This window comes from Kitasatospora sp. Xyl93, from assembly GCF_055383135.1.
The window spans coordinates 6,180,663-6,205,069 of record NZ_AP029185.1; the positions used below are offsets into that span (position 1 = coordinate 6,180,663).

Annotated in this window: 2 protein-coding genes (1 of these 2 only partly in view); both read left to right on the forward strand. The window is 73.8% G+C overall.

The window, feature by feature from the left end; genetic code table 11:
* Positions 1-12,906, forward strand: coding sequence for an amino acid adenylation domain-containing protein (locus ACZ5GH_RS27390; protein ID WP_464335537.1), 12,906 nt, complete (start codon positions 1-3; stop codon positions 12,904-12,906).
* Positions 12,906-24,407: the 5' portion of a non-ribosomal peptide synthase/polyketide synthase gene (locus ACZ5GH_RS27395; protein WP_464335538.1), read on the forward strand. The gene runs 7,671 nt beyond the window's last position; only the first 11,502 of its 19,173 coding nucleotides appear in the window; it begins with the start codon at positions 12,906-12,908; its stop codon lies beyond the right edge, outside the window. Before ACZ5GH_RS27390 ends, ACZ5GH_RS27395 begins: the two co-directional genes overlap by 1 nt.

Here is a 24,407-nt window from a genome sequence, read left to right on the forward strand (position 1 = left end):
ATGGCTACGTCTGAGGGTGGACTCCGAGAGCTGCTGGGCGGTCAGCTCGCGATCTGGTACAGCCATCAGCTGGCGCCCGACAACCCGTACTTCAACGGTGGCGAGTACCTGGTGCTCGACGGCGAGGTGGACCTCGACCTGCTGGTACGGGCCTCGCGCCGGCTGATGGACGAGGCGGACGCGGTCCGGCTGCGGATCCGCGAGGTCGACGGGCAGCCGCGGCAGTACTTCCACGACGCCGCGGACTACCCGGTGGACGTCGTCGACGTCAGCGGTGAGGACGACCCGCTCGCTGCCGCCGAACGTCTCATGTGGGAGGACATCCGGCAGACGCGGGGGGCGGCCGACCGCGCCCTCTACCGCATCACGGTCTTCACCGCCGGCCCGCGCCTCACCCTCTGGTACCAGCGCGCCTACCACGTCATCCTGGACGGCCGGAGCATCGCGCTGATCGTCGGCCGGCTGTCGCAGATCTACAACGCGCTGCTGAAGGACGCCCCGGTGGAGGACTCCGCCCTCCCGTCCAGCACCGTGCTGATGGACGCGGAGCGCGACTACCGGGCCTCCGCCGACTACGAGGCGGACCGGGAGTACTGGGAGGGCGTCCTCGCCGGGCTCCTGGAGGGGGAGGGCCGCGGCGGTAGCTACGCGGGGCGGGCCCAGCGGGCCCCCGTCCGGTTCCTGGAGAACGTCGACGACACGCTCGGCGAGCGCCTGAAGGGGGCGGCCCGCGGGCTGGGCACCAACTTCGCCGGCCTGATGATCAGCGCCGCGGTGCTCTACCAGCACCACGTCACCGGGAAGCGGGACGTTGTCGTCGGCGTGCCGGTGAGCGGCCGCCTGGGCACGCGGGACCTCGCGATCCCGCTGATGACCAACAACGTCCTGCCGATCCGGGTGGAGATCACCCCGGACACCACCGTCGGCGACCTGGTGCGGCGGACCACCCGCGCGCTCTTCCGCGGCCTGCGCCACCAGCGCTACCGCTACGAGGAGATGCTCCACGACGCCGCGCTCGGCGAGGGCGACGTGTGGGACCTGATGATCAACGTGATGTCCTTCGACATCTACTCCCTGCCGTTCGGCGACTGCGCCGTCACCGCGCGCAACCTGGCCAGCGGGCCGGTCGACGGCACCCGGATCGACGTCTACGACCGGTCCGGCCTGGAGATCGCCGTCGACGTCAACCCCGACGCCCCCGACCTCGCGCCGGGAGAAGAGGTCTTCCGCCGCTTCCTCGCCCTGGCCTCCTGGCTGGTCTCCGCCGGTGCCGAGGCGCCGGTCGTCCGGTCCGGCGCGCTGGACGGCGAGGAGCGCCGACGGGTGCTCGTCGAGTGGAACGACACCGCGGTCGAGTTCGGCGGCTCGCCGGTGCCGGAGCTGTTCGCGGCGCAGGCGACCCGCACCCCGGACGCGGTGGCGGTGGTCGCGGACGGCGCCGAACTGTCGTACGCGGAGCTGGACGCCCGCGCCAACCGCCTCGCGCACCTCCTGCTGGGCGAGGGGGTCGGCCCCGAGTCGGTGGTCGGCATCTGCCTGCCGCGGGGCGTGGACGCGGTCGTGGCGATCCTCGCCGTCTGGAAGGCCGGCGCCGGCTACCTGCCGATCGACCCCGAGCACCCGGCGGACCGCATCGCCTACCTGCTGGCCGACAGCGGCGCCGCCGTGACGCTGACCGACGGCGCGACCCCGGCCGAGCGGTTCGCCGGCGGCTCGCGGGTGGTCGCGCTGGACGGCGCGCCACTGGCCGCCCGACTGGCCGCCCTTCCCGCGACGGCGCCCGAGGTGCCGCTCGCGGCGGACGGCCTGGCGTACGTGATCTACACCTCGGGTTCGACCGGCCGTCCGAAGGGCGTCGCGGTCACCCACCGCGGCCTCGCGAACTACACCCAGTGGGCGGCCGGTTCGTACCGCACCGCGGGAGGTGCGCCGCTGCACTCCTCGCTGGCCTTCGACCTGACGGTGACCAGCGTGGTCGTGCCGCTGGTCTCCGGTGCGCCGGTGGTGGTGAGCCGCGAGGGCGGCGCCGAGGGGCTGGCCGAGCTGCTGCGCTCCCCGGTCGGTGGCTTCGGCCTGGTGAAGGCCGTCCCGGCGCACCTGCCCGTGCTCGGCGAGATGCTGACCGACGGACAGCTCGCGAACGCCGCGGCCACCTGGGTGGTGGGCGGCGAGGCACTGCCGGGCCCGGCAGTGCGCGACCTGCTGGAGCTGGCCCCCGGGTCGGTCGTGGTGAACGAGTACGGCCCGACCGAGACGGTGGTCGGGTGCTCCGTCTTCGAGGTCCGGGCCGGGCAGGAGCTGGGCGACTCGGTGCCGATCGGCCGGCCGATCGCCAACATGAGGCTGTACGTGCTCGACGACTTCCTGCGGCCGGTGGCGCCCGGGGTCGCGGGCGAGCTCTACATCGCGGGCGTCCAGCTGGCGCGCGGCTACGTGAACCGCGCGGGCCTGACGGCCGAGCGTTTCGTCGCGAACCCGTTCGAGTCGGGTGTGCGGATGTACCGCACCGGCGACGTCGGCCGCTGGACGCGCGGGGGCGAGCTGGAGTACCTGGGGCGCGCGGACGAGCAGCTGAAGGTCCGCGGCTACCGCATCGAGCCGGGCGAGGTCGAGGCCGTCCTGGCGTCCCACCCGATGGTCGCCCGGGCCGCGGTGGTCGCCCGCGAGGACACGCCCGGCGACGTGCAGCTCGTCGGCTACGTGGTACCCGCCGGCGAGGCGGAACAACTGGACGACCAGGTCCGGGCGTTCGCCGCCGAGCAGCTGCCCGCGCACATGGTCCCGGCCGCGGTCGTGGTCCTCGACGACCTGCCGCTGGCGATGAGCGGCAAGCTGGACCGCAAGGCTCTGCCCGCCCCCGACTTCGGTGTCCGCGCGGGGGCCGGACGGGCCCCGGCGAACGCGCGCGAGGAGATCCTCTGCGCGGCGTTCGCGGAGGTCCTCGGCCTGGAGCGGGTCGGCGTCGACGACAACTTCTTCCAGCTCGGCGGCCAGTCCCTGATGGCGATCCGCCTGGTGGGCGCGATCCGCAAGCTCGGCGTCTCCGTCTCGGTGCGGGCGTTCTTCGAGTCCCCGACGCCGGCCGGCCTCGCCCAGTCCGTGGGCGCCGGGGAGGTCGCCGTCCCGGCGAACCTGATCCCCGCCGACGCGACCGCGCTCACGCCCGGAATGCTGCCGCTGGTCGACCTGTCGGCCGAGGAGCTGGCACGCGTCGTCGCCACGGTGGCCGGCGGTGCGGCCAACATCGCGGACGTCTACCCGCTGGCGCCGCTGCAGGAGGGCCTGCTCTTCCACCACCTCATGGCCGACGGCGACGACGACACCTACATCGCCTCGTTCGTCCTGGAGTTCGACTCCGAGGGCCGGCTCGACGCCTTCGCCGACGCACTGCAGCAGGTGCTGGACCGACACGACATCTTCCGGACGGCGATCGTCTGGGAGGGGCTGCGTGAGCCGGTCCAGGTGGTGTGGCGCAAGGCCGAACTCCCGGTGACCGAGGTCGTCCTCGACCCGGCGGCCGGGGACCCGGTCACCGCGCTGCCGACGGCGGTCGGCCGGACGGTGGACCTCACCCGCGCCCCACTGCTCGGGCTCCACGTGGCCGCCACCGCGGACGGCCGCCGGCTCGCTCTGCTGCAACTGCACCACCTGGTGCAGGACCACACCACGGTCGAGGTGCTGCTCGCCGAGATCGAGGCCGTCATGGGTGGCCGCGGCGCCGAACTGCCGCAGCCGCTGCCGTTCCGCGACATCGTGGTCCAGGCGCGAGCGGGTCTCGACGGGGGAGCGCACGAGCGCTTCTTCGCCGACCTGCTGGGTGACGTCACCGAGCCGACCGCGCCGTTCGGACTGCTGGAGACGCGCGAGGCCGGCGCCGAGTCGGTCGACGCCGAAGTGCGGATCGCCCCCGACCTGGAGCGCAAGCTCCGCCGGGTCTCCCGGAAGGTCGGTGCCAGCCCCGCGACGCTGATGCACCTCGCGTGGGCCCGCGTGCTCGCCGCGGTCAGCGGCCGGGACGACGTGGTGTTCGGCACGGTGCTGTTCGGCCGGATGAACGCCGACGCCCAGGCGGACCGGCAGCTCGGCCCCTTCATGAACCTCCTGCCGGTGCGGGTGAAGACCGGGGAACTGGGTGTCCTGGCCGCCGTGGGTGCGGTGCGCAGCCAGCTCGCCGCCCTGCTGGAGCACGAGCACGCGCCGCTCGCCGTGGCGCAGAACGCCAGCGGGGTGGACGGCGAGGGCCCGCTCTTCGCCTCGATGTTCAACTTCCGCCACAACGACCGCTCCGTCAGCAAGAGCGGCTCCCTCTTCGAGGGGGTCGAGCTGCGCTACTACCGGGAGTACACCAACTACCCGCTGGCGGTGAACGTCGACGACGACGATGACGCGATGCGGGTGACGGTCGACGTGTCGCCCCAGGTGGACCCGCGCCTCGTCATATCGCTGCTGTGCACGGCGACGTGGAACCTGCTGGTGGCCCTGGAGCGGGCGATGGCGGGCGGCCAGGAGATCGCGCTGAACGCGGTCCAGGTGCTGGCTCCTGAGGAGCTTCACCGGGTTTTGGTGGAGTGGAACGACACGGCTGTCGGGGGTGTGGTGTCGACGTTGCCGGCGTTGTTCGAGGCGCGGGTGGCGTCGTCGCCGGATGCGGTGGCGGTGGTCTTCGAGGGTGTGGAGGTGTCGTTCGCGGAGTTGGATGCGCGGGCGAACCGTCTGGCGCGGTTGCTGATCGGCCGGGGCGTGGGTGCGGAGTCGGTCGTCGCGGTGGCGTTGGAGCGCGGTGTCGATCTGGTGGTGGCGCTGCTGGCGGTGGTGAAGGCCGGTGGGGCGTATCTGCCGGTGGACCCGTCCTATCCGGCGGAGCGGATTGCCGTGGTGTTGGAGGATGCGGCTCCGGCCGTGGTCCTGACGGCGCGGTCGTTCGCCGGTGTGGTTCCGGCCGCGGCTTCGGTGGTGGTGCTGGACGAGTCGGGCGTGGTCGAGGAGTTGTCGGGTCTGCCGGGCACGGTTCCGGGTGTTCGGGTGCTGCCGTCGCAGCCGGCGTATGTGATCTTCACGTCGGGTTCGACGGGTCGTCCGAAGGGTGTGGTGGTGCCGCACGAGGGCATCGTGAACCGTCTGGCGTGGATGCAGTCCCGTTATGGACTGTCGCCTTCTGACCGGGTGTTGCAGAAGACGCCGTTCGGGTTCGACGTGTCGGTGTGGGAGTTCTTCTGGCCGTTGCTGGAGGGCGCGACGCTGGTGGTGGCGCGTCCGCAGGGGCACAGGGATCCGGAGTACCTGGCCGCCTTGATCGCGGGGCGGGGGGTGACGACGGCGCACTTCGTGCCGTCGATGCTGGAGGCGTTCTTGGCGGAGCCGGCGGCAGTGGCGGCGGGTGCGTGCCTGCGTCGGGTGGTGTGTTCGGGTGAGGCGCTGTCGTTGGAGCTGCAGCAGCGGTTCTTCGAGGTCTTCGAGGGTGTGGAGCTGCACAATCTGTACGGGCCGACGGAGGCGTCGGTCGATGTCACGGCGTGGCAGTGCGTGCCGGGGCAGGCGGCTGGTGTGGTGCCGATCGGCGCGCCGATCGCCAACACCCGCCTGTACGTGCTGGACGCTCGGCTTCAGCCGGTGCCGGTGGGTGTGGCGGGTGAGCTGTATCTGTCCGGTGTGCAGTTGGCGCGTGGCTACGCGGGTCGTCCCGGACTGACGGCGGAGCGTTTCACCGCGAACCCGTTCGAGCCTGGTGCTCGCATGTACCGCACCGGTGACGTCGCCCGTTGGAACGCGGACGGCCAGGTGGAGTACCTCGGCCGCGCCGACGAGCAGGTGAAGATCCGTGGCTTCCGGATCGAGCCGGGCGAGGTGCAGGCCGTCGTCGCCGCGCACCCGCAGGTCGCGCAGGCGGCCGTGGTGGCACGCGAGGACACGCCCGGCGATGTCCGCCTGGTCGCCTACGTCGTCCCCGTCGACGGTGCTGGCTCCGAACTTCCCGCAGTAGTGCGGGAGTTCGCCGCGCGTAGTCTGCCGGAGTACATGGTGCCCTCGGCGGTCGTCGTGCTGGACGCGCTGCCGCTGAGTGTGAACGGCAAGCTGGACCGCAAGGCCCTGCCCGCCCCCGCGTTCACCGCCGGTGCGGGTCGAGGCCCGGCCAACGCCCGCGAGGAAGTCGTCTGCGCCGCCTTCGCCGAGGTCCTCGGCCTCGAAGGCGTGGGTGTCGACGACAACTTCTTCGCCCTCGGCGGCCACTCCCTGCTGGGCATCCGCCTCGTCGAGCAGCTGCGCCTGCGGGGCGTCGCGGTATCGGTGCGGACGCTGTTCCAGTCCCCGACCCCGGCCGGGCTGGCGGCGTCGACCGGCGCCGTCCAGGTGGACGTGCCGGCCAATCTGATCCCCGCCGACGCGACCGCGATCACCCCGGAGATGCTGCCGCTGGTCGAGCTGACCGCCGAGGAGATCGCCAGGATCGTCGCCACCGTCGAGGGCGGCGCGGCGAACATCGCGGACGTCTACCCGCTGGCCCCGCTCCAGGAGGGCCTGCTCTTCCACCACCTCCTCGCAGACGGCGGCGAGGACGCCTACGTGCTGCGGGCGGCCCTGGAGTTCGACACCAGGGCCCGGCTGGACGCGTTCGTCCAGGCTCTCCAACTGGTCGTGGACCGGCACGACATCTTCCGTACGTCCTTCGTCTGGGAGGGCCTGCGCGAGCCGGTGCAGGTGGTGTGGCGCAAGGCCGAGCTGCCCGTCAGCGAGGTGTCCCTCGCCTCGGACACCACCGATCCGGCGGCCGAGCTGCAGGCCATCGTCGGCTCCACGATGGACCTGGGCCGCGCCCCGCTGCTGCGGGTGGACTACGCGGCGCTGCCGGGCGGGGGCTGGATGGCGCTGGCCAGGATGCACCACACGGTGCGCGACCACACCGCGCTGGAGGTCGTGCTCAGCGAGGTCCGGACGATCGTGGCCGGCCGCGAGGCCGAGCTGCCCACGCCGCTGCCGTTCCGCAACTTCGTCGCGCAGGCCCGCGGCGGTGTCCCGCGGGTGGAGCACGAGCGGTACTTCGCCGGCCTGCTCGCGGACGTGGACGAGCCGACCGCGGCGTACGGGCTGCTGAACGTGCGCGGCGACGGCGCGGACTCGGTGCACGGGGTGACGACGCTCGGGGACGGGCTCGCCGCCCGCCTGCGGGAGACCGCGCGCCGGCTGGGCACCAGCCCGGCGACGCTGATGCACGTGGCCTGGGCCCGGGTGCTGGCCGCGGTCAGTGGTCGCGCCGACGTGGTGTTCGGCACGGTGCTGTACGGCCGGATGAACTCCGGGGCCGGGGCCGACCGGGTGCCCGGACCGTTCATGAACACCCTGCCCGTGCGCGCCCTGACCGACCGCCACGGCGTGCTCGCCGCCGTCACCGCGATGCGCGACCAGCTCGCCGAACTGCTGGAGCACGAGCACGCGCCGCTGGTCGCGGCGCAGCGCGCCAGTGGCATCGTCGGCGACTCCCCGCTGTTCACCTCCTTCATCAACTACCGCCGCAACGAGGGGCAGAGCGCCGAGGAACGCACGGGCGCGGTGATGGAGGGGACCCGTCTGCTGCTGTCGCGGGAGCGCACCAACTACCCGCTGGTCATCCTGGTCGACGACAACGACGACGGGATCGAGGTCGCGGTCGACGCGGTGGCGCCGATCGACTCGGCCGAGGTGGGCGCGCTGGTGCGCACCGCCACCGAGAACCTGGTCGGCGCGTTGGAGGCGGCGCTCGACGGCGGCCCGGAGCTGCCGCTGAGCGAGGTCCGGGTGCTGACGGAGGCCGAGCACTCGCGGCTGCTCACCGAGTGGAACGACACGGCGACCGAGGCGCCGGCCGACACGGTGGTCGGCATGTTCGCGGCCCAGGCGGCGCGGACCCCCGACGCGGTCGCGATCGTCGCCGACGGCGAGCGGGTGTCGTACGCCGAGCTGGACGTCCGGTCGAACCGGCTCGCGCAGTACCTGCTCGGCCAGGGCATCGGGGCCGAGTCCGCGGTGGGCCTGGCGCTGCCCCGCGGCGTCGAGATGATCACCGCGATGCTCGCGGTCTGGAAGGCCGGCGCGGGCTACCTGCCGATCGACCCCGAGCAGCCGGCCGACCGGGTGGCGTTCATGCTCACCGACAGCCGGGTGGCCCTGGTGCTCACCACCGAGGAGGTGCTCGACGACCTGCCGGCCGGCCGGATCCGGTCGGTCGCGCTGGACGACACGCTGACCGGGATGCAGCTGGCCGCGGCGCCCGGGACCGCGCCGGCGACGGTGGCGGACCCGGCCGGCCTGGCCTACGTGATCTACACGTCCGGCTCGACCGGCCGCCCGAAGGGCGTGGCGGTCACCCACGGGGCGCTGGCCAACTACGTGGCCACGGTGCCGCCGAGGATCGGTCTCACCGGGCCGGGCGCCCGGTACGCCCTGCTGCAGGCCCAGGTCACCGACCTCGGCAACACGGTCCTGTTCGCCAGCCTGGTGACCGGCGGTGAGCTGCACATCCTGGAGGAGGGGGCGGTCACCGACCCCGCCGCGGTCTCCGGCTACCTGGCCGAGCACGGCATCGACCACCTGAAGGTCGTCCCCTCGCACCTCGCGGCGCTGAGCGCGGTGGCCGGCCCGGAGCAGATGCTCCCGGCGCGGTCGCTGGTGCTCGGTGGCGAGGCGGCCGCCCCGGACTGGGTGCGGGAGCTGGTGGCGGCGGCCGACGGTTGCGAGGTGTTCAACCACTACGGTCCGACCGAGACCACCATCGGGGTCGCCACCACCCGGCTGACCGCCGAATCGGTCGCCGACGGAGTGGTCCCGGTCGGCCGGCCGGTCGGCAACACCCGGTTCTACCTGGTGGACGCCCGCCTCCAGCCGGTGCCGGTGGGCGTCGCGGGCGAGCTGTACGTGGCCGGCGCCCAGCTGGCCCGCGGCTACGTCCGGCGCCCCGGTCTGACCGCGGAGCGGTTCGTCGCCAACCCCTTCGAGCCGGGCGGCGCGCGCATGTACCGCACCGGCGACCTCGCGAAGTGGACCGCGGACGGCCAGGTGGTCTTCCTCGGCCGGGCCGACGAGCAGGTGAAGATCCGCGGCTACCGGATCGAGCCGGGTGAGGTGCAGGCGGCGCTGGCCGCGCACCGGCAGGTCGCCCAGGCGGCCGTGGTGGCCCGCCGGGACGCCCCTGGTGAGACGCGCCTGGTCGCGTACGTGGTACCCGGTGCCGGCGCGGACGCCCAGGACCTGGCCGCGCAGCTGCGGCAGTTCGCGGCCGAGAAGCTGCCCGAGCACCTGGTGCCGTCCGCCGTGGTGGTGCTGGACGCGCTGCCGCTGGCCGCCAACGGCAAGCTGGACCGCAAGGCCCTCCCGGCCCCGGACTTCGCGAGCCGGGCCGGCTCCGGCCGGGGCCCCGCGGACGCCCGCGAGGAGATCGTCTGCGCGGCCTTCGCCGAGGTGCTGGACCTGGAGAAGGTCGGCGTCGACGACGACTTCTTCGAGCTGGGCGGGCACTCCCTGGTGGCCGTCCGGCTGGTGGAGATCCTCCGCGGGCAGGGCGTCTCGGTGTCCGTCCGCACCCTGTTCGACAACCCCTCGCCGGCCGGCGTGGCGGCCTCGGTCGGCGCCGAGCGGATCACCGCGCCGGCCAACCGGATCCCGGCGGACGCGCGGGAGATCACCCCGGAGATGCTCTCCATGGTGGAGCTGACGGCGGCGGAGGTCGCCGCGGTGGTCGCGGCCGTCCCCGGCGGGGCGGCCAACATCGCGGACGTCTACCCGCTCGCCCCGCTCCAGGAGGGCCTGCTCTTCCACCACGTGCTCGCGGACGGCGGCGACGACGCCTACGTCATGCCGGCGGTGCTGGAGTTCGACTCCCGGGCACGCCTGGACGCCTTCGCCCGGGCCATGGACCAGGTGGTGGAGCGGCACGACATCTACCGCACCGCCTACGTCTGGGAGGGCCTGCGCGAGCCGGTGCAGGTGGTGCTGCGGCACGCGCCGATCTCCGTCACCGAGGTCGCGCTGGACCCCCGGGGCACCGACGCGATCGCCGAACTGGTCGCCCTCGGCGGCCACTCGATGGACCTGGTCGACCCGCCGCTGATCACCCTGCACGTCGCGGCCGCCCCCGGCGGCCGGTGGCTGGCCCTGATCCGGGTGCACCACCTGGTGCGCGACCACACCGCGCTGGTCGTCCTGCTGACCGAGGTCCGGGCCTTCCTGACCGGCCGCAGTGCCGAACTGCCCCGGCCGCTTCCGTTCCGCGACTTCGTCGCCCAGGCGCGCGGCGGCGTCCCGCGCGAGGAGCACGAGAAGTACTTCACGGCCCTGCTGGGCGACGTGACCGAGCCGACCGCCCCGTTGGGCCTGGTCGACGTGCGCGGCGACGGCGCGGGCCTGGAGCGCGAAGCGGTCGCGCCCTCCCCCGAGGTGGACGCGCGGCTGCGCGAGGTGGCCCGCCGCCTCGGCACCAGCCCGGCGACGTTGCTGCACGTGGTCTGGGGCCGGGTGCTCGCGGCGGTCTCGAACCAGCCGACCGTGGTCTTCGGCACCGTCCTGTCCGGTCGGATGAACGCCGCCGCCGGTGCCGACCGGATCCCCGGCCCGTTCATCAACACGCTGCCGGTGCGGGTGCGCGAGCCGCGCCTCGGCGTGGTGGCGGCCGTCGCCGCCATGCGCAGCCAGCTCGCCGAGCTGCTGGAGCACGAGCACGCCCCGCTGGTGGTCGCTCAGCACGCCAGCGGCGTGGCCGCGGGCAGCCCGCTGTTCACCTCGTTCATCAACTACCGCCGCAACGCCGGCCAGAACCTCGACGAGCGCTGGAACGAAGAACTAGACGGCATCCAGCTGGTGTTCGCGAACGAGCGGACCAACTTCCCGCTGGCGCTGATGGTCGACGACAACGGCGTGGACCTCACGCTGGCCGTGGACGCGGTGGCCCCGGCCGACGGCGCCGCGGTGGGCGGGATGGTCCGCACCGCGATGGCCAACCTCGTGTCGGCGCTGGAGACCGCGCTGGACGGCGGCCCCGAGCTGCCGCTGGACGCGGTGGCCGTGCTGGACGAGGGTGAGCTTCACCGGATGCTCGACGAGTGGAACGACACCGGCCGCGGTCTGGCGGCGGCCACCCTGCCCGAGCTGTTCGCGGCGCAGGCCGCGGCGCACCCCGACGCGCCGGCGCTGGTTGCGGACGGTGTGAGCCTGACGTACGCCGAACTGGACGCGCGGGCCAACCGGCTGGCGCGGCTGCTGATCGGCCGCGGCGTGGCCCCGGAGTCGGTGGTCGCGGTGGCCCTGGAGCGCGGGGTCGACCTGGTGGTCGCCCTGCTGGCCGTGGTCAAGGCCGGTGGCGCCTACCTGCCGCTCGACCTCTCGTACCCGGCGGAGCGCATCGCCCACATGCTGGCGGACTCCGCGCCCACCGTGGTGCTCACCGACGGCCGGGGGGCCCTGGTGGCCCCGGGCCTGGACCGGGTGGAGCTGGACGACGCCGCGACGGTCCGCGAGCTGGCGGCCCTGGCCGACGGCCCGCTGGGGGCGGCCGAGCTGCGCGCGGCGCTGGGCGCGGACAACGCGGCCTACGTCATCTACACCTCCGGCTCCACCGGGCGGCCCAAGGGCACGGTCGTTCCGCACCGGGCCGTCGACCGGCTGGTGCGCGGCTCCGGCTTCCTGCCGCTCGGCCCCGGCGACGTCGTCGGCCAGCTCTCCTCGGCCTCCTTCGACGCCGCGACCCTGGAGATCTGGGGACCGCTGCTCAACGGCGCGACGCTCGCGGTCGCGGCACCGGGCGCGCTGTCGATGGCCGAGCTCAAGGCCTTCCTGACCGCCCACGCCGTCGACACGGCCTGGCTGACGGCGGGCTTGTTCCACGAGGTGGTCGACCAGGACCCGTCGGCCCTGGCCGGGCTCCGCCGCCTGCTGGCCGGCGGTGACGTCCTCTCGCCCGCGCACTGCCGCCGGCTGCTGGCCGTCCTGCCCGGGATCCGGCTGTTCAACGGCTACGGTCCGACCGAGAACACCACCTTCACCACCGTGCAGGAGGTCCTCGCGGCCGACCTGGTCGAGGGCGCCGTCTCGGTGCCGATCGGCAGCCCGATCGCCGACACCCGGGTGTACGTGCTGGACGCCGCGCTGCGCCCGGTGCCGGTCGGGGTCGAGGGCGAGCTCTACACCACCGGTGCGGGCTTGGCCCGCGGCTACGACCGGCAGCCGGCCCTGACGGCGGAGCGCTTCGTGGCCTGTCCCGTCGAGCCGGGCGCGCGGATGTACCGCACCGGCGACCGGGCGCGGTGGACGGCGGACGGGCGGTTGGTGTTCGTCGGCCGGGCCGACGACCAGGTGAAGATCCGCGGCCTGCGGATCGAGCCCGGTGAGGTGGCCGAGGTGCTGGCCGGCCACCCGCGGGTGGCGCAGTCCGCGGTGATCGTCGGCGAGGACGCCTCCGGCGGTCGGCGGCTGATCGCCTACGTCGTCCCCGTCGACGGCTCCGCCGGCGAACTGCCTGCGGACGTCCGGGAGTTCCTGGCCGACCGGCTGCCCGAGTACCTGGTCCCGGCGGCCGTCGTGGTCCTCGACGCCCTGCCGCTGACCGCCAACGGGAAGCTCGACCGGGCCGCCCTGCCCGCCCCCGCGTACGCGGCCGGCGGCGGCCGGGGCCCGGCCGACAGCCGCGAGGAGGCCGTCGGCGCCCTGTTCCGCGAGGTGCTCGGCCTGGAGGCCGTGGGCATGGACGACGACTTCTTCGCCCTGGGCGGCCACTCCCTGCTGGCCACCCGCCTGGTGACCCGGGTGCGGGAAGTCCTGGGCACCGAACTGCCGCTGCGGGCGGTGTTCGAGGCCCGAACCGTGGCCGGGCTGGCCCGGCGCGTGGGAACCGAGAAGTCAACCAGGCCGGCTCTGCGGCCGATGCGCAACCACGAGGAGTCCTGATGGTTCCCCTGTCCTTCGCCCAGCGCCGGCTCTGGTTCATCGGCCAGCTGGACGGCCCGAGCGCCCGGTACAACCTGCCGGTCGTGCTCCGGCTCACGGGCCGGGTGGACGGCGTGGCGCTGAACGCGGCGCTGCGGGACGTCATCGGCCGCCACGAGGTGCTGCGCACCCTCTACGCGGTCGCCGACGGCGAGCCCCACCAGCACATCCTCGGGTCCGACGAACTCGACTGGGACCTCACCCTGGCCGAGGTCGCCCCGGAGGAACTGGACGAGGCCGTCGCGGCCGCCGCCCAGTACGCCTTCGACCTGTCGCGGGAGATCCCGGTCCGGGCCGCGCTGTACTCGACCGGCCCGGAGGAGCACACCCTCGTCCTGACCGTCCACCACATCGCCGGCGACGGCTGGTCGCTGCGGGTCCTCGCCCGGGACCTCTCGGCCGCGTACGGGGCGCGCCTCGCGGGCCGGGCGCCCGAGTGGGAGCCGCTGCCCGTCCAGTACGCCGACTACGCGCTCTGGCAGCGCGAGCTGCTCGGCGACGAGGACGACCCGGAGAGCCGGCTGGCACGGCAGGTCGCCTACTGGCGCGGCGCGCTGGCGGACGTCCCGGAGGAGCTGGCGCTGCCGACCGACCACCCGCGTCCCGCCGTCGGCTCCTACCGGGGCCACCGGGTGCCCCTGGAGGTGCCCGCCGACGTGCACGCCGGGCTCGCCGAGCTGGCGCTGGCCGAGGGGGTCACCCCCTTCACGGTGCTGCGCGCCGCCCTGGCCGTCCTGCTCTCCCGCCTCGGCGCCGGCACCGACGTCCCGATCGGCTCGGCGGTCGCCGGGCGCGCCGACTCGGCCCTGGACGACCTGATCGGCTTCTTCGTCAACACCCTGGTCATCCGTACCGACCTGACGGGCGACCCCAGCTTCCGGGAGCTGCTGGCCCGGACGCAGGAGACCGCCCTGGCGGCCTTCGAACACCAGGACGTGCCCTTCGAGAAGCTCGTCGAGGAGCTGGCCCCGGCGCGTTCGATGGCGCGCCACCCGCTCTTCCAGGTCGTGCTGAACCTCCAGAACAACGCCGCGGCGGTGCTGGAACTGGCCGGTCTGCGGGTCGAGGTGGCCGGGGCCGGGATCCACGGCGCCAAGTTCGACCTCGAGGTCGACTGCTGGGAGACCTTCGACGCGACGGGCCGCCCGGCCGGTCTGCGCGGCTCGCTGACCGTGGCCGCCGACCTGTTCGAGGAGGCGTCGGTCGGGCCGCTGGCCGGGCGCCTGGTGCGGGTGCTGTCCCAGCTGGTCGCCGACCCCTCGGCGCCGGTGAGCGGCGTCGAGGTGCTGGACGCCGCCGAGCGCGCACGGGTGCTCGGCGAGTGGGCCGGAGGCCGGCCGGCCGAGCCGGCCGCGTTCCTGCCCGAGCTGTTCGCGGCGCAGGTGGCGCGGACCCCGGAGGCCACCGCGGTCGTCTTCGGCGACGAGGCGCTCAGCTACGCCGAGCTGGACGCGCGGACGAACCGGGTGGCGCGCCGCCTGGTCGGCGCGGGCGCGGGTGCGGGTGCCGTGGTCGGGGTCTGCCTGGAGCGCGGTGCCGACCTGGTGGTGGCCCTGCTGGCCGTGCTGAAGGCCGGCGCGGCCTACCTGCCGCTCGACCCGGAGTACCCGGCGGAGCGGCTCACGTACGTGCTGGCGGACGCCGCGCCGGTGTGCGTGCTCACCTCGGAGGAGTGCGCCCCCGCACTGCCGGAGGGCGTGGCGCGGCTGCTGGTCGCCGACCCGTCCGCCGCCGACCCGTCCGGCGCGGAGCCGGACGGCGCGCCGCCGGTCGCGGCGGTGCGGGCACAGGACGCCGCGTACGTCATCCACACCTCCGGTTCGACCGGCCGGCCCAAGGGCGTCGTGGTCCCGCACGCCGCGCTGGCCGCGCACCTGCGGGGCGCGGCGGAGCGGGTGCCGCTGGCGGCCGGCGACCGGCTGGTGGCGGTGACCACGGTGTCCTTCGACATCGCGGCGCTGGAACTGTTCCTGCCCCTGCTGTCGGGCGGGACGGTGGTGGTGGCCCCGCGTGACGTGGTCCGCGACCCGGCCGCGCTGCTGGAACTGGTCGTCTCCTCGGGCGCGACGGTCGTGCAGGGCGTCCCCTCGCTCTGGCGGGGCGTGCTGGAGGCCGGCGCCTGGCCGGCCGACGTGCGGATGCTGGTCGGCGGCGAGGCGCTGCCGGGCGAGCTGGCGGCCCGGATGGCCGCCACCGGCGCGCCGGTCGTGAACGTGTACGGACCCACCGAGGTGACCGTCTGGGCCACCTCCGCCCCGGTCACGGGCGAGGGGCCCGTACTGGTCGGCCGGCCGTTCGCCGACGTGCGGGCGCACGTCCTGGACGAGCGGCTCCGGCCGGTCGCCCCCGGCGTGGCGGGTGAGCTGTACCTGTCCGGCGCCCAGGTGGCCCTCGGCTACCTGGGCCGGCCGGGGCTGACGGCGGAGCGCTTCGTCGCCTCGCCGTACGGGCCGGGGGAGCGGATGTACCGCACCGGCGACCTCGCGCGCTGGACCCGTGACGGGCAGCTGGAGTGCCTGGGCCGGGCCGACGACCAGGTGAAGGTCCGCGGCTTCCGGATCGAGCCGGGCGAGATCGAGGCGGTGCTCACCGCCCACGACACGGTGGCGCAGACCGCGGTGATCGCCCGTGAGGACGTACCGGGCGACGTCCGCCTGGTCGCGTACGTCGTCGCCCGGGCCGGCGCGACCGTGGACGGCGCGCGGCTGCGCGCCCACGCGGGGCAGAGCCTGCCGCCGTACATGGTGCCGTCGGCGGTCGTGGCGCTCGACGCCCTGCCGCTGACCGCCAACGGCAAGCTGGACCGCAAGGCCCTGCCTGCCCCCGGGCAGACCGCGGCCGCCGACGGCCGCGGCCCGGCGACCGTCCAGGAGGAACTGCTCCGCGGGGTCTTCGCCCAGGTCCTGGGACTGGCCGAGGCCGCGGTCGGAATCGACGAGGACTTCTTCGCCCTCGGCGGCCACTCCCTGCTCGCGACCCGGTTGATCAGCCGGATCCGCGCCGTCCTGGGCGTCGAGGTGCCGCTGCGGACGCTGTTCGAGACGCCCACGGTGGCGGGTCTCGCGGCCCGGCTGGTGGACGCGGACACGGCCCGGCTGGAGCTGACCGCGGGTGAGCGGCCGGAGCGCGTGCCGCTGTCCTTCGCCCAGCGCCGGATGTGGTTCATCGGCCAGCTGGAAGGCCCCAGCGCCACCTACAACATCCCCGTCGCCCTTCGGCTGACCGGTGACCTCGACCGTCAGGCCCTCCACGCCGCGCTGCGCGACACCCTGGCGCGCCACGAACTGCTGCGCACCGTGTTCGCGGTGGGCGAGGACGGCGAGCCCTGGCAGCGGATCGTCCCGGTCGAGGAGCTGGACTGGGAGCTGTCGGTGGTCGAGGTGGCGCCGGAGGGGTTGGACGCCGCCGTGGCGGGGGCCGCCGGGCACCTGTTCGACCTGTCGGCGGAGGTGCCGATCCGGGCCTGGCTCTTCTCCACCGCGCCGGACGAGCACGCCCTGGTGGTCGTGGTGCACCACATCGCGGCCGACGGCTGGTCCTGGGCGCCGCTGGCAGCGGACGTCTCGCGCGCTTATGCGGCGCGCAGCGCGGGCCGGGCGCCGCAGTGGGCGCCGTTGCCGGTGCAGTACGCGGACTACGCGCTGTGGCAGCGTGAGCTGCTGGGTGAGACCGGTGACCCGGAGAGCCTGGCCGAGCGCCAGATGGACTACTGGCGTGGTGCGTTGGCGGGTGTTCCGGAGGAGTTGGCGCTGCCGGTGGACCATGTCCGTCCGGCGGTGGCGTCGAACCGGGGTCATGAGGTGCCGGTGGCGGTTCCGGCGGTGCTGCACGCGGAGTTGGCGCGGGTGGCGCGGGCCGAGGGCGTGACGATGTTCATGGTGCTGCAGTCGGCGTTGGCGGTGCTGTTGTCGCGGCTGGGTGCGGGTACGGATGTGCCGATCGGTGCGGCGAACGCGGGCCGTACGGATGCGGCGTTGGACGATCTGGTCGGGTTCTTCGTGAACACGCTGGTGGTGCGGGCGGACCTGTCGGGTGATCCGACGTTCCGTGAGGTGCTCGGCCGGGTGCGGGAGCGCAGCCTGGAGGCGTTCGCGCACCAGGACGTGCCGTTCGAGCGGCTGGTGGAGGAGTTGGCGCCGGCCCGGTCGATGGGGCGGCACCCGCTGTTCCAGACCGTGTTCACCATGCAGAACAACGAGCACGCCGTGGTCGAGCTCCCCGGGGTGCAGGCGTGCCCCCTCTCGACGGCCGCCGAGGTGGCCGCGCGTTTCGACCTGGACGTGCTGCTGGGCGAGGCCTTCGACGCGCAGGGCGCACCCGGCGGGCTGCGCGGCGCGGTGATCGGTGCGGCGGACCTGTTCGAGGCGGAGTCCGTCGGGCGGATCGCGGAGCGCCTGGTGCGGGTGCTGGAGCTGGTGGCCGCCGACCCGGGCGTTCGGCTGAGTGCGGTGGACGTGCTGTCAGCGCGGGAGCGTTCGCAGGTGCTGACCGAGTGGAACTCCTCGGCGGTGGACTTCGGTTCGGTGCTGGTGCCGGGGCTGTTCGCGGAGCGGGTGGCGCGGACGCCGGATGCGGTGGCGGTCGTGGCCGACGGTGAGCGGGTGTCGTTCGCGGAGCTTGACGCGCGGGCGAACCGGCTGGCGCACTACCTGCTCGGCCAGGGTGTGGGCGCGGAGTCGTTGGTGGGTGTCTGCCTGCCGCGCGGTGTGGACGCGGTGGTGGCGGTCCTCGCCGCGTGGAAGGCGGGCGCGGGCTATTTGCCGGTTGATCCGTCGTACCCGGTGGAGCGGATCTCGTTCATGCTGGCGGACAGTGGCGCGGTGCTGACGCTCACCGATGAGGAGGTGTTGGACGAGCTGCCGGCGGGGCGCAACCGGTTGGTGGCGGTGGACAGCGCGCTGATGGTGATGCAGTTGGCCGTTCAGCCGGAGACGGCGCCTGTCGTCGAGGTGTCGGCGGACTCGCTGGCGTATGTGATCTACACGTCGGGGTCGACGGGTCGGCCGAAGGGTGTGGCGGTCACGCACGGCGGTCTCGCCAACTACGCGCGTTTCGCGGCGGGTTCGTACGGGGCGGAGGGTGGTGCGCCGCTGCATTCGTCGCTGGCGTTCGACCTGACGGTGACGAGTGTGGTGGTGCCGCTCATCTCGGGTGCGCCGGTGGTGGTCAGCCGTGAGGGCGGGGCCGAGGGCCTGGCGCAGCTGCTGCGCGATGGCGGCGGTTTCGGCCTGGTGAAGGCTGTTCCGGCTCATCTCCCGCTGTTGTCCGACATGTTGTCGGAGGGGCAGTTGGCGAAGGCGGCGGGCCGGTGGGTGGTCGGTGGTGAGGCGCTGCCGGCCGGTGTGGTGCGGGACCTGCTGGAGCGCGCTCCCGAGTCGGTGGTGGTGAACGAGTACGGTCCGACGGAGGCGACGGTCGGCTGCGCGGTGTTCGAGGTCCGCGCGGGTGACGAGGTCGGTTCGGTGGTGCCGGTCGGTCGTCCGGTGGCGAACACGCGGCTGTATGTGCTGGACGACGCGCTGCGTCCGGTGGCGCCGGGTGTGGCGGGTGAGTTGTACATCGCGGGTGTGCAGTTGGCGCGCGGGTACGTCAGGCGCCCGGGTCTGACGGCGGAGCGTTTCGTCGCCAACCCGTTCGAGCCGGGTGTGCGGATGTACCGGTCGGGTGATGTCGCGCGTTGGCGTGTGGATGGGCAGTTGGAGTTCCTGGGGCGTGCGGACGAGCAGGTGAAGGTCCGTGGGTTCCGGATCGAGCCGGGTGAGGTCGAGAGCGTCGTCGCCGCGCATCCGCAGGTCGCGCGGGCGGCGGTGGTGGCCCGGGAGGACGTGCCGGGTGACGTGCGTCTGGTGGCGTACGTCGTCGCCGACGACGAGGCGTCCGCCGAACTCGCCGACACCGTGGTGGCGTTCGCGGCCAGGCGGCTGCCGGAGTACATGGTGCCGTCGGCGGTGGTGGTGTTGGAGGCGCTGCCGCTGACGGGCAACGGGAAGCTGGACCGCAAGGCCCTGCCCGCCCCGGACTACGCGGCCGGCGCGGGCACCGGCCGGGCCCCGGCGAACGCTGGGGAGGAGGCGCTGTGCGCGGCCTTCGCCGAGGTGCTGGGCCTGGAGAACGTCACCGTCGACGACGACTTCTTCCAGCTCGGCGGCCACTCCCTGCTGGCGGTGCAACTGGTCGAGGTGCTGCGCCGGCACGGTGTGTCGGTGTCGGTGCGGGCGCTGTTCGACACGCCGACCCCGGCTGGCCTGGCGGCCTCGACGGGTGCGGAGGAGGTCGCCGTTCCGGCGAACCTGATCCCCGTCGACGCGGTCGAGATCACGCCGGAGATGCTGCCGCTGGTCGACCTGTCGGCCGAGGAACTGGCGCGTGTGGTGGCCTCGGTGGAGGGTGGCGCGGCGAACGTCGCGGACGTCTATCCGCTGGCGCCGCTGCAGGAGGGACTGCTGTTCCACCACCTGATGGCGGAGGGCGGCGAGGACGCCTACCTGATGCCGGTGGTCATCGAGATGGACGCGCGGGAGCGAGTGGACGCCTTCGTGGCCGCCCTCCAGCAGGTCGTCGACCGGCATGACATCCTGCGGACGTCCTTCGTGTGGGAGGGGCTGCGCGAGCCGGTCCAGGTGGTCCGGCGCAAGGCCGAACTGCCGGTGACCGAGGTGGCCCTGGACCCGGCGGCCGCCGATGCGGCGGCCGAACTCCAGTCCGTCGTGGGCCTGTCCATGGACCTGGGCCGGGCACCGCTGATCAGCGTGCACGCGGCGGCGCTGCCCGAGGGCGGGCGCTGGCTGGTGCTACTGCGGCTGCACCACCTGGTGCAGGACCACACGGCGCTGGAGCTGCTGCTGCACGAGGTGGCGGCGTTCCTGGCCGGTCGCGGCGGTGAACTGCCGAAGCCGCTGCCCTTCCGCGACTTCGTCGCGCAGGTGCGCGGTGGTGTCGGGCGGGCGGAGCACGAGCGGTACTTCGCCGGTCTGCTGGGTGATGTGACCGAGCCGACCGCCCCCTACGAGCTGGTGGACGTCCAGGGTGACGGTACGGCGGTCGAGCGCGCCGTGGTGCCGCTGGCGGCGGAGACGGTGGAGCGGCTGCGCTCCGTGGCGCGCCGGGTGGGTACGAGCCCCGCGACGCTGATGCACGTCGCCTGGGCCCGGGTGCTCAGCGCGGTCAGCGGCCACGCGGACGTGGTGTTCGGCACGGTGCTGTTCGGCCGGATGAACGCCGGCGCGGGCGCCGACCGCGTCGCCGGCCTCTACCTCAACACCCTCCCGGTGCGCGTGCGGTCGGGTGAGCTGGGTGCGCTGGAGGCGGTGCTGGCCATGCGCGGTCAGCTGGCCGAGCTGCTGGAGCACGAGCACGCCTCGCTCGCCCTCGCCCAGCAGGCCAGCGGCCTTCCGGGGAGCACCCCCGTGTTCACCTCGCTGATCAACTACCGTCACAACACCGGTGCGGAAAGCGAGAAGCAGGGCTATGCCCGACCCGAGGGCATGCGGGTGCTCTCCTCCCGGGAGCGCACCAACTACCCGCTCGGCGTCTCCGTCGACGACCACGGCGACGCGATGTCGCTGGCGGTCGACGCGGTAGCGCCCATCGCGCCGGAGGCGGTCGGCCTGCTGCTGCGCACCGCCGTCGAGAACCTCGTCCCCCTGGTCGAGGACGCCCTGGACGGCGCGCCGGACACGCCGCTGCACGCCGTCCGGGTGCTGGCCGCTGAGGAGCGGCGTCGGTTGCTGGTGGAGTGGAACGACACGGCGGTGGAGGTCGGGTCGGGGACGGTGCCGGAGTTGTTCGCGGTGCAGGTGGCGCGGGATCCGGGTGCGGTGGCGGTGGTCGATGGCGGTGTCGGGCTGTCGTACGGCGAGTTGGACGCGCGGTCGAACCGGTTGGCGCGGTTCCTGGTCGGTCGTGGTGTCGGTGCGGAGTCGGTGGTCGGGGTCTGTCTGGAGCGTGGTGCCGAGCTGCTGGTGGCGGTGCTGGGTGTGCTGAAGGCCGGTGGTGCCTATATGACCATCGATCCGGAGTATCCGGCGCAGCGGGTGGCGTACATGTTGGAGGACGCCGAGCCGTCGGTGGTACTGGCGTCGGACGGCACGCTGGCTCTGGTGCCGGGGGCGCTTCCGGTCGAGGGACTGGACCTCTCGGGGCTGGACGACGGTCCGCTGGACGTGGTGGTCCGGGCCCAGGACTCGGCGTACGTGATCTACACCTCGGGATCGACGGGTCGGCCCAAGGGCGTGTTGGTGTCGCACGCGGGTGTGGCGAGTCTGGTGGCGGGTCAGGTCCGTGATCTGGGTGTGGGTGCCGGTTCGCGGGTGGGTCAGTACGGGTCGGTGGGCTTCGACGCGTTCGCGTGGGAGTGGTTCATGTCCCTGTTGACCGGCGCGACGCTGGTGGTGATTCCGCCGGAGCGGCGGGTTGGTGAGGCGCTGCCCGGGTTCCTGGCGGAGTCGGGAGTGACGCATGTGGCGTTGCCGCAGGCGGTGCTGGCGACGCTGGACGAGGGTTCGATCGCGTCCGATGTGGTGCTGGTGACGGGTGGTGAGGCGTTGCCGGTGGAGGTGATGGCGCGCTGGTCGCGTGGTCACCGTCTGTTCAACTCCTTCGGTCCGGCCGAGACGACGGTGGACGCCGCCTGCTGGCTCTGCGATCCGCTGGCCGACGAGGTGGCGATCGGGGCGCCGGTGGTGAACACCCGGGTGTTCGTGCTGGACGAGTTCCTGGCGCCGGTGCCGGTGGGCGTGCCGGGTGAGCTGTACGTGGCCGGTGCCGGTCTGGCACGCGGCTACCTGGGGCGTCCGGGCCTGACGGCGGAGCGGTTCGTGGCGAACCCCTTCGGCGGCGCGGGCGAGCGGCTCTACCGCACCGGTGACCGGGCCCGCTGGACGGCCGACGGGCGTCTCGTCTTCGCCGGCCGCACCGACGACCAGGTGAAGATCCGCGGCTTCCGGATCGAACCCGGCGAGATCGAGAACGTGATGGCCTCCCACCCGGGGGTGGCCCAGGCCGCCGTGGTCGTCCGCGAGGACGAGCCCGGCGAGAAGCGCCTGGTCGCCTACGTCGTCGCCGCCGACGGCCCGCACGCCGACCTGCCCGCGCTGCTCACCGGACTGGCCGCGGAGCGGCTGCCCGCGTACATGGTCCCCTCGGCGGTGGTGGTGCTGGAGGCGCTGCCGCTGACCGTGAACGGGAAGCTGGACCGGGCGGCGCTGCCCGCCCCGGCGTACGCGGCCGGTGCCGGGCGTGCTCCGGCCAACGCGCGTGAGGAGGTCGTCTGTGCGGCCTTCGCCGAGGTGCTCGGCGTGGAGGGCGTCGGCGTGGACGACGACTTCTTCCGGCTCGGCGGGCATTCGCTGCTCGCGGTCCGCCTGGTCGAGGTGCTGCGCGGCCACGGCGTGTCGGTGTCGGTACGGGCACTGTTCCAGACACCGACCCCGGCCGGGCTGGCGGCATCCACCAGCGCCGTTCAGGTGGCGGCTCCGGCGAGCCTGATCCCCGCCGACGCGCGGGAGATCACCCCCGAGATGCTCCCGCTCGTCGACGTGACCGCCGACGAGGTCGCCCGTATCGTCGCCGCCGTTCCCGGTGGCGCGGCGAACATCGCGGACGTCTACCCGCTCGCCCCGCTGCAGGAGGGCCTGGTCTTCCACCACCTGCTGGCCGACGGCGGCGACGACGCCTACGTGACCCCGGTGGTGTTCGAGCTGGAGTCCCGCGAGCTGCTGGACGCCTTCACCGGCGCCCTGCAGCAGGTGGTGGACCGCCATGACATCTTCCGGACCTCGCTGGTCTGGGAGGGCTTGCGCGAGCCGGTCCAGGTGGTCTGGCGCCGAGCGCCGCTCTCCGTCGAGGAAGTGGCCCTGGCCGCCGACGACTCCGACCCGGTCGAGCGACTCGTGGCCGTCGGCGGTTCGTCGATGGACCTGGGCCGGGCGCCGCTGCTGACGCTGCACGTCGCGGCGCTGCCGGACGGCGGCCGGTGGCTGATGCTGCTCAAGGTCCACCACGCCGTCCAGGACCACGCCGCGATGGAGGTGGTGCTGGCCGAGGTTCAGGCCTTCCTGACCGGCCGGGGCGACTCGCTGCCCGCGCCGGTGCCGTTCCGCGAGTTCGTCGCGCAGGCGCGTGGCGGGGTGGCGCAGGTGGAGCACGAGCGGTACTTCACGGAGCTGCTCGTCGACGTGGACGAGCCGACCGCGCCGTTCGGCCTGGTCGACGTGCGCGGCGACGGGGCGGACACCGTCCGGCTGCGGGTGCCGTTCGGGGCGGAGCTGCACGACCGGCTGCGCGCGGTCGCCCGCCGACTGAGCACGAGCGCGGCGACCGTCCTGCACGTCGCCTGGGCGCGGACCCTCGCCGCCGTGTCGGGCCGCTCCGACGTCGTCTTCGGCACCGTCCTCTTCGGCCGGATGAACGCCGGCGCGGGCTCGGCGAACACCCCCGGACCGTTCATCAACACCCTGCCCGTTCGGGTGCGCACCGGTGAACTCGGCGCGCTGGAGGCCGTGTCGGCGATGCGCGGCCAGCTGGCCGAGCTGCTGGAGCACGAGCACGCCTCGCTGGCCCTGGCCCAGCGTGCCAGCGGACTGGCCGGCGACACCCCGCTGTTCACCGCACTGCTCAACTACCGCCACAACCCCGGCAGTTCCGAGCGCGAGAGCGGCGACCGCAACCGCGGGTTCGAGGGCTTCGAAGCGAAGTTCTCGCGCGAGCGGACCAACTACCCCCTCGCGGTGTCCGTGGACGACGACGGCGAGTCGATCGCGCTGGCCGTGGACGCGGTGGCCGCCGTCGACGGCGAGGCCGTCGCCCGGCTCATGTGCACCGCCGCCGAGAACCTGGTCGCCGCCCTGGAGGCCGCCCTGGACGGCGGCCCCGAGCAGCCGCTCGCCGCGGTGCCTGTCCTCGACGGGGCCGAGGCGCGTCGATTGCTGGTGGAGTGGAACGACACGGCGGTGGAGGTCGGGTCGGCGACGGTGCCGGAGTTGTTCGCGGTGCAGGTGGCGCGGGATCCGGGTGCGGTGGCGGTGGTCGATGGCGGTGCCGGGCTGTCGTACGGCGAGTTGGACGCGCGGTCGAACCGGTTGGCGCGGTTCCTGGTCGGTCGTGGTGTCGGTGCGGAGTCGGTGGTCGGGGTCTGTCTGGAGCGTGGTGCCGAGCTGCTGGTGGCGGTGCTGGGTGTGCTGAAGGCCGGTGGTGCCTATATGACCATCGATCCGGAGTATCCGGCGCAGCGGGTGGCGTACATGTTGGAGGACGCCGAGCCGCGGGTGCTGCTGGCCGCGGCCGCTACCGAGGGCGTGCTGCCCGGTGCGGTGCTGCTGGACGACCGCGAGGTCGTGGCCGCCCTGGCGGAGCTGGACGCCGGGCCGCTCGCCGGGCCGGGGCCGGCCCCGGCCAACCCCGCGTACGTGATCTACACCTCGGGGTCGACGGGTCGGCCCAAGGGTGTGCTGGTGTCGCACGCG

What these genes read in the sequence shown, in the direction of transcription:
- ACZ5GH_RS27390 (WP_464335537.1), top strand. Translation starts at nt 1, where the DNA reads ATGGCTACGTCTGAGGGTGGACTCCGAGAGCTGCTGGGCGGTCAGCTC.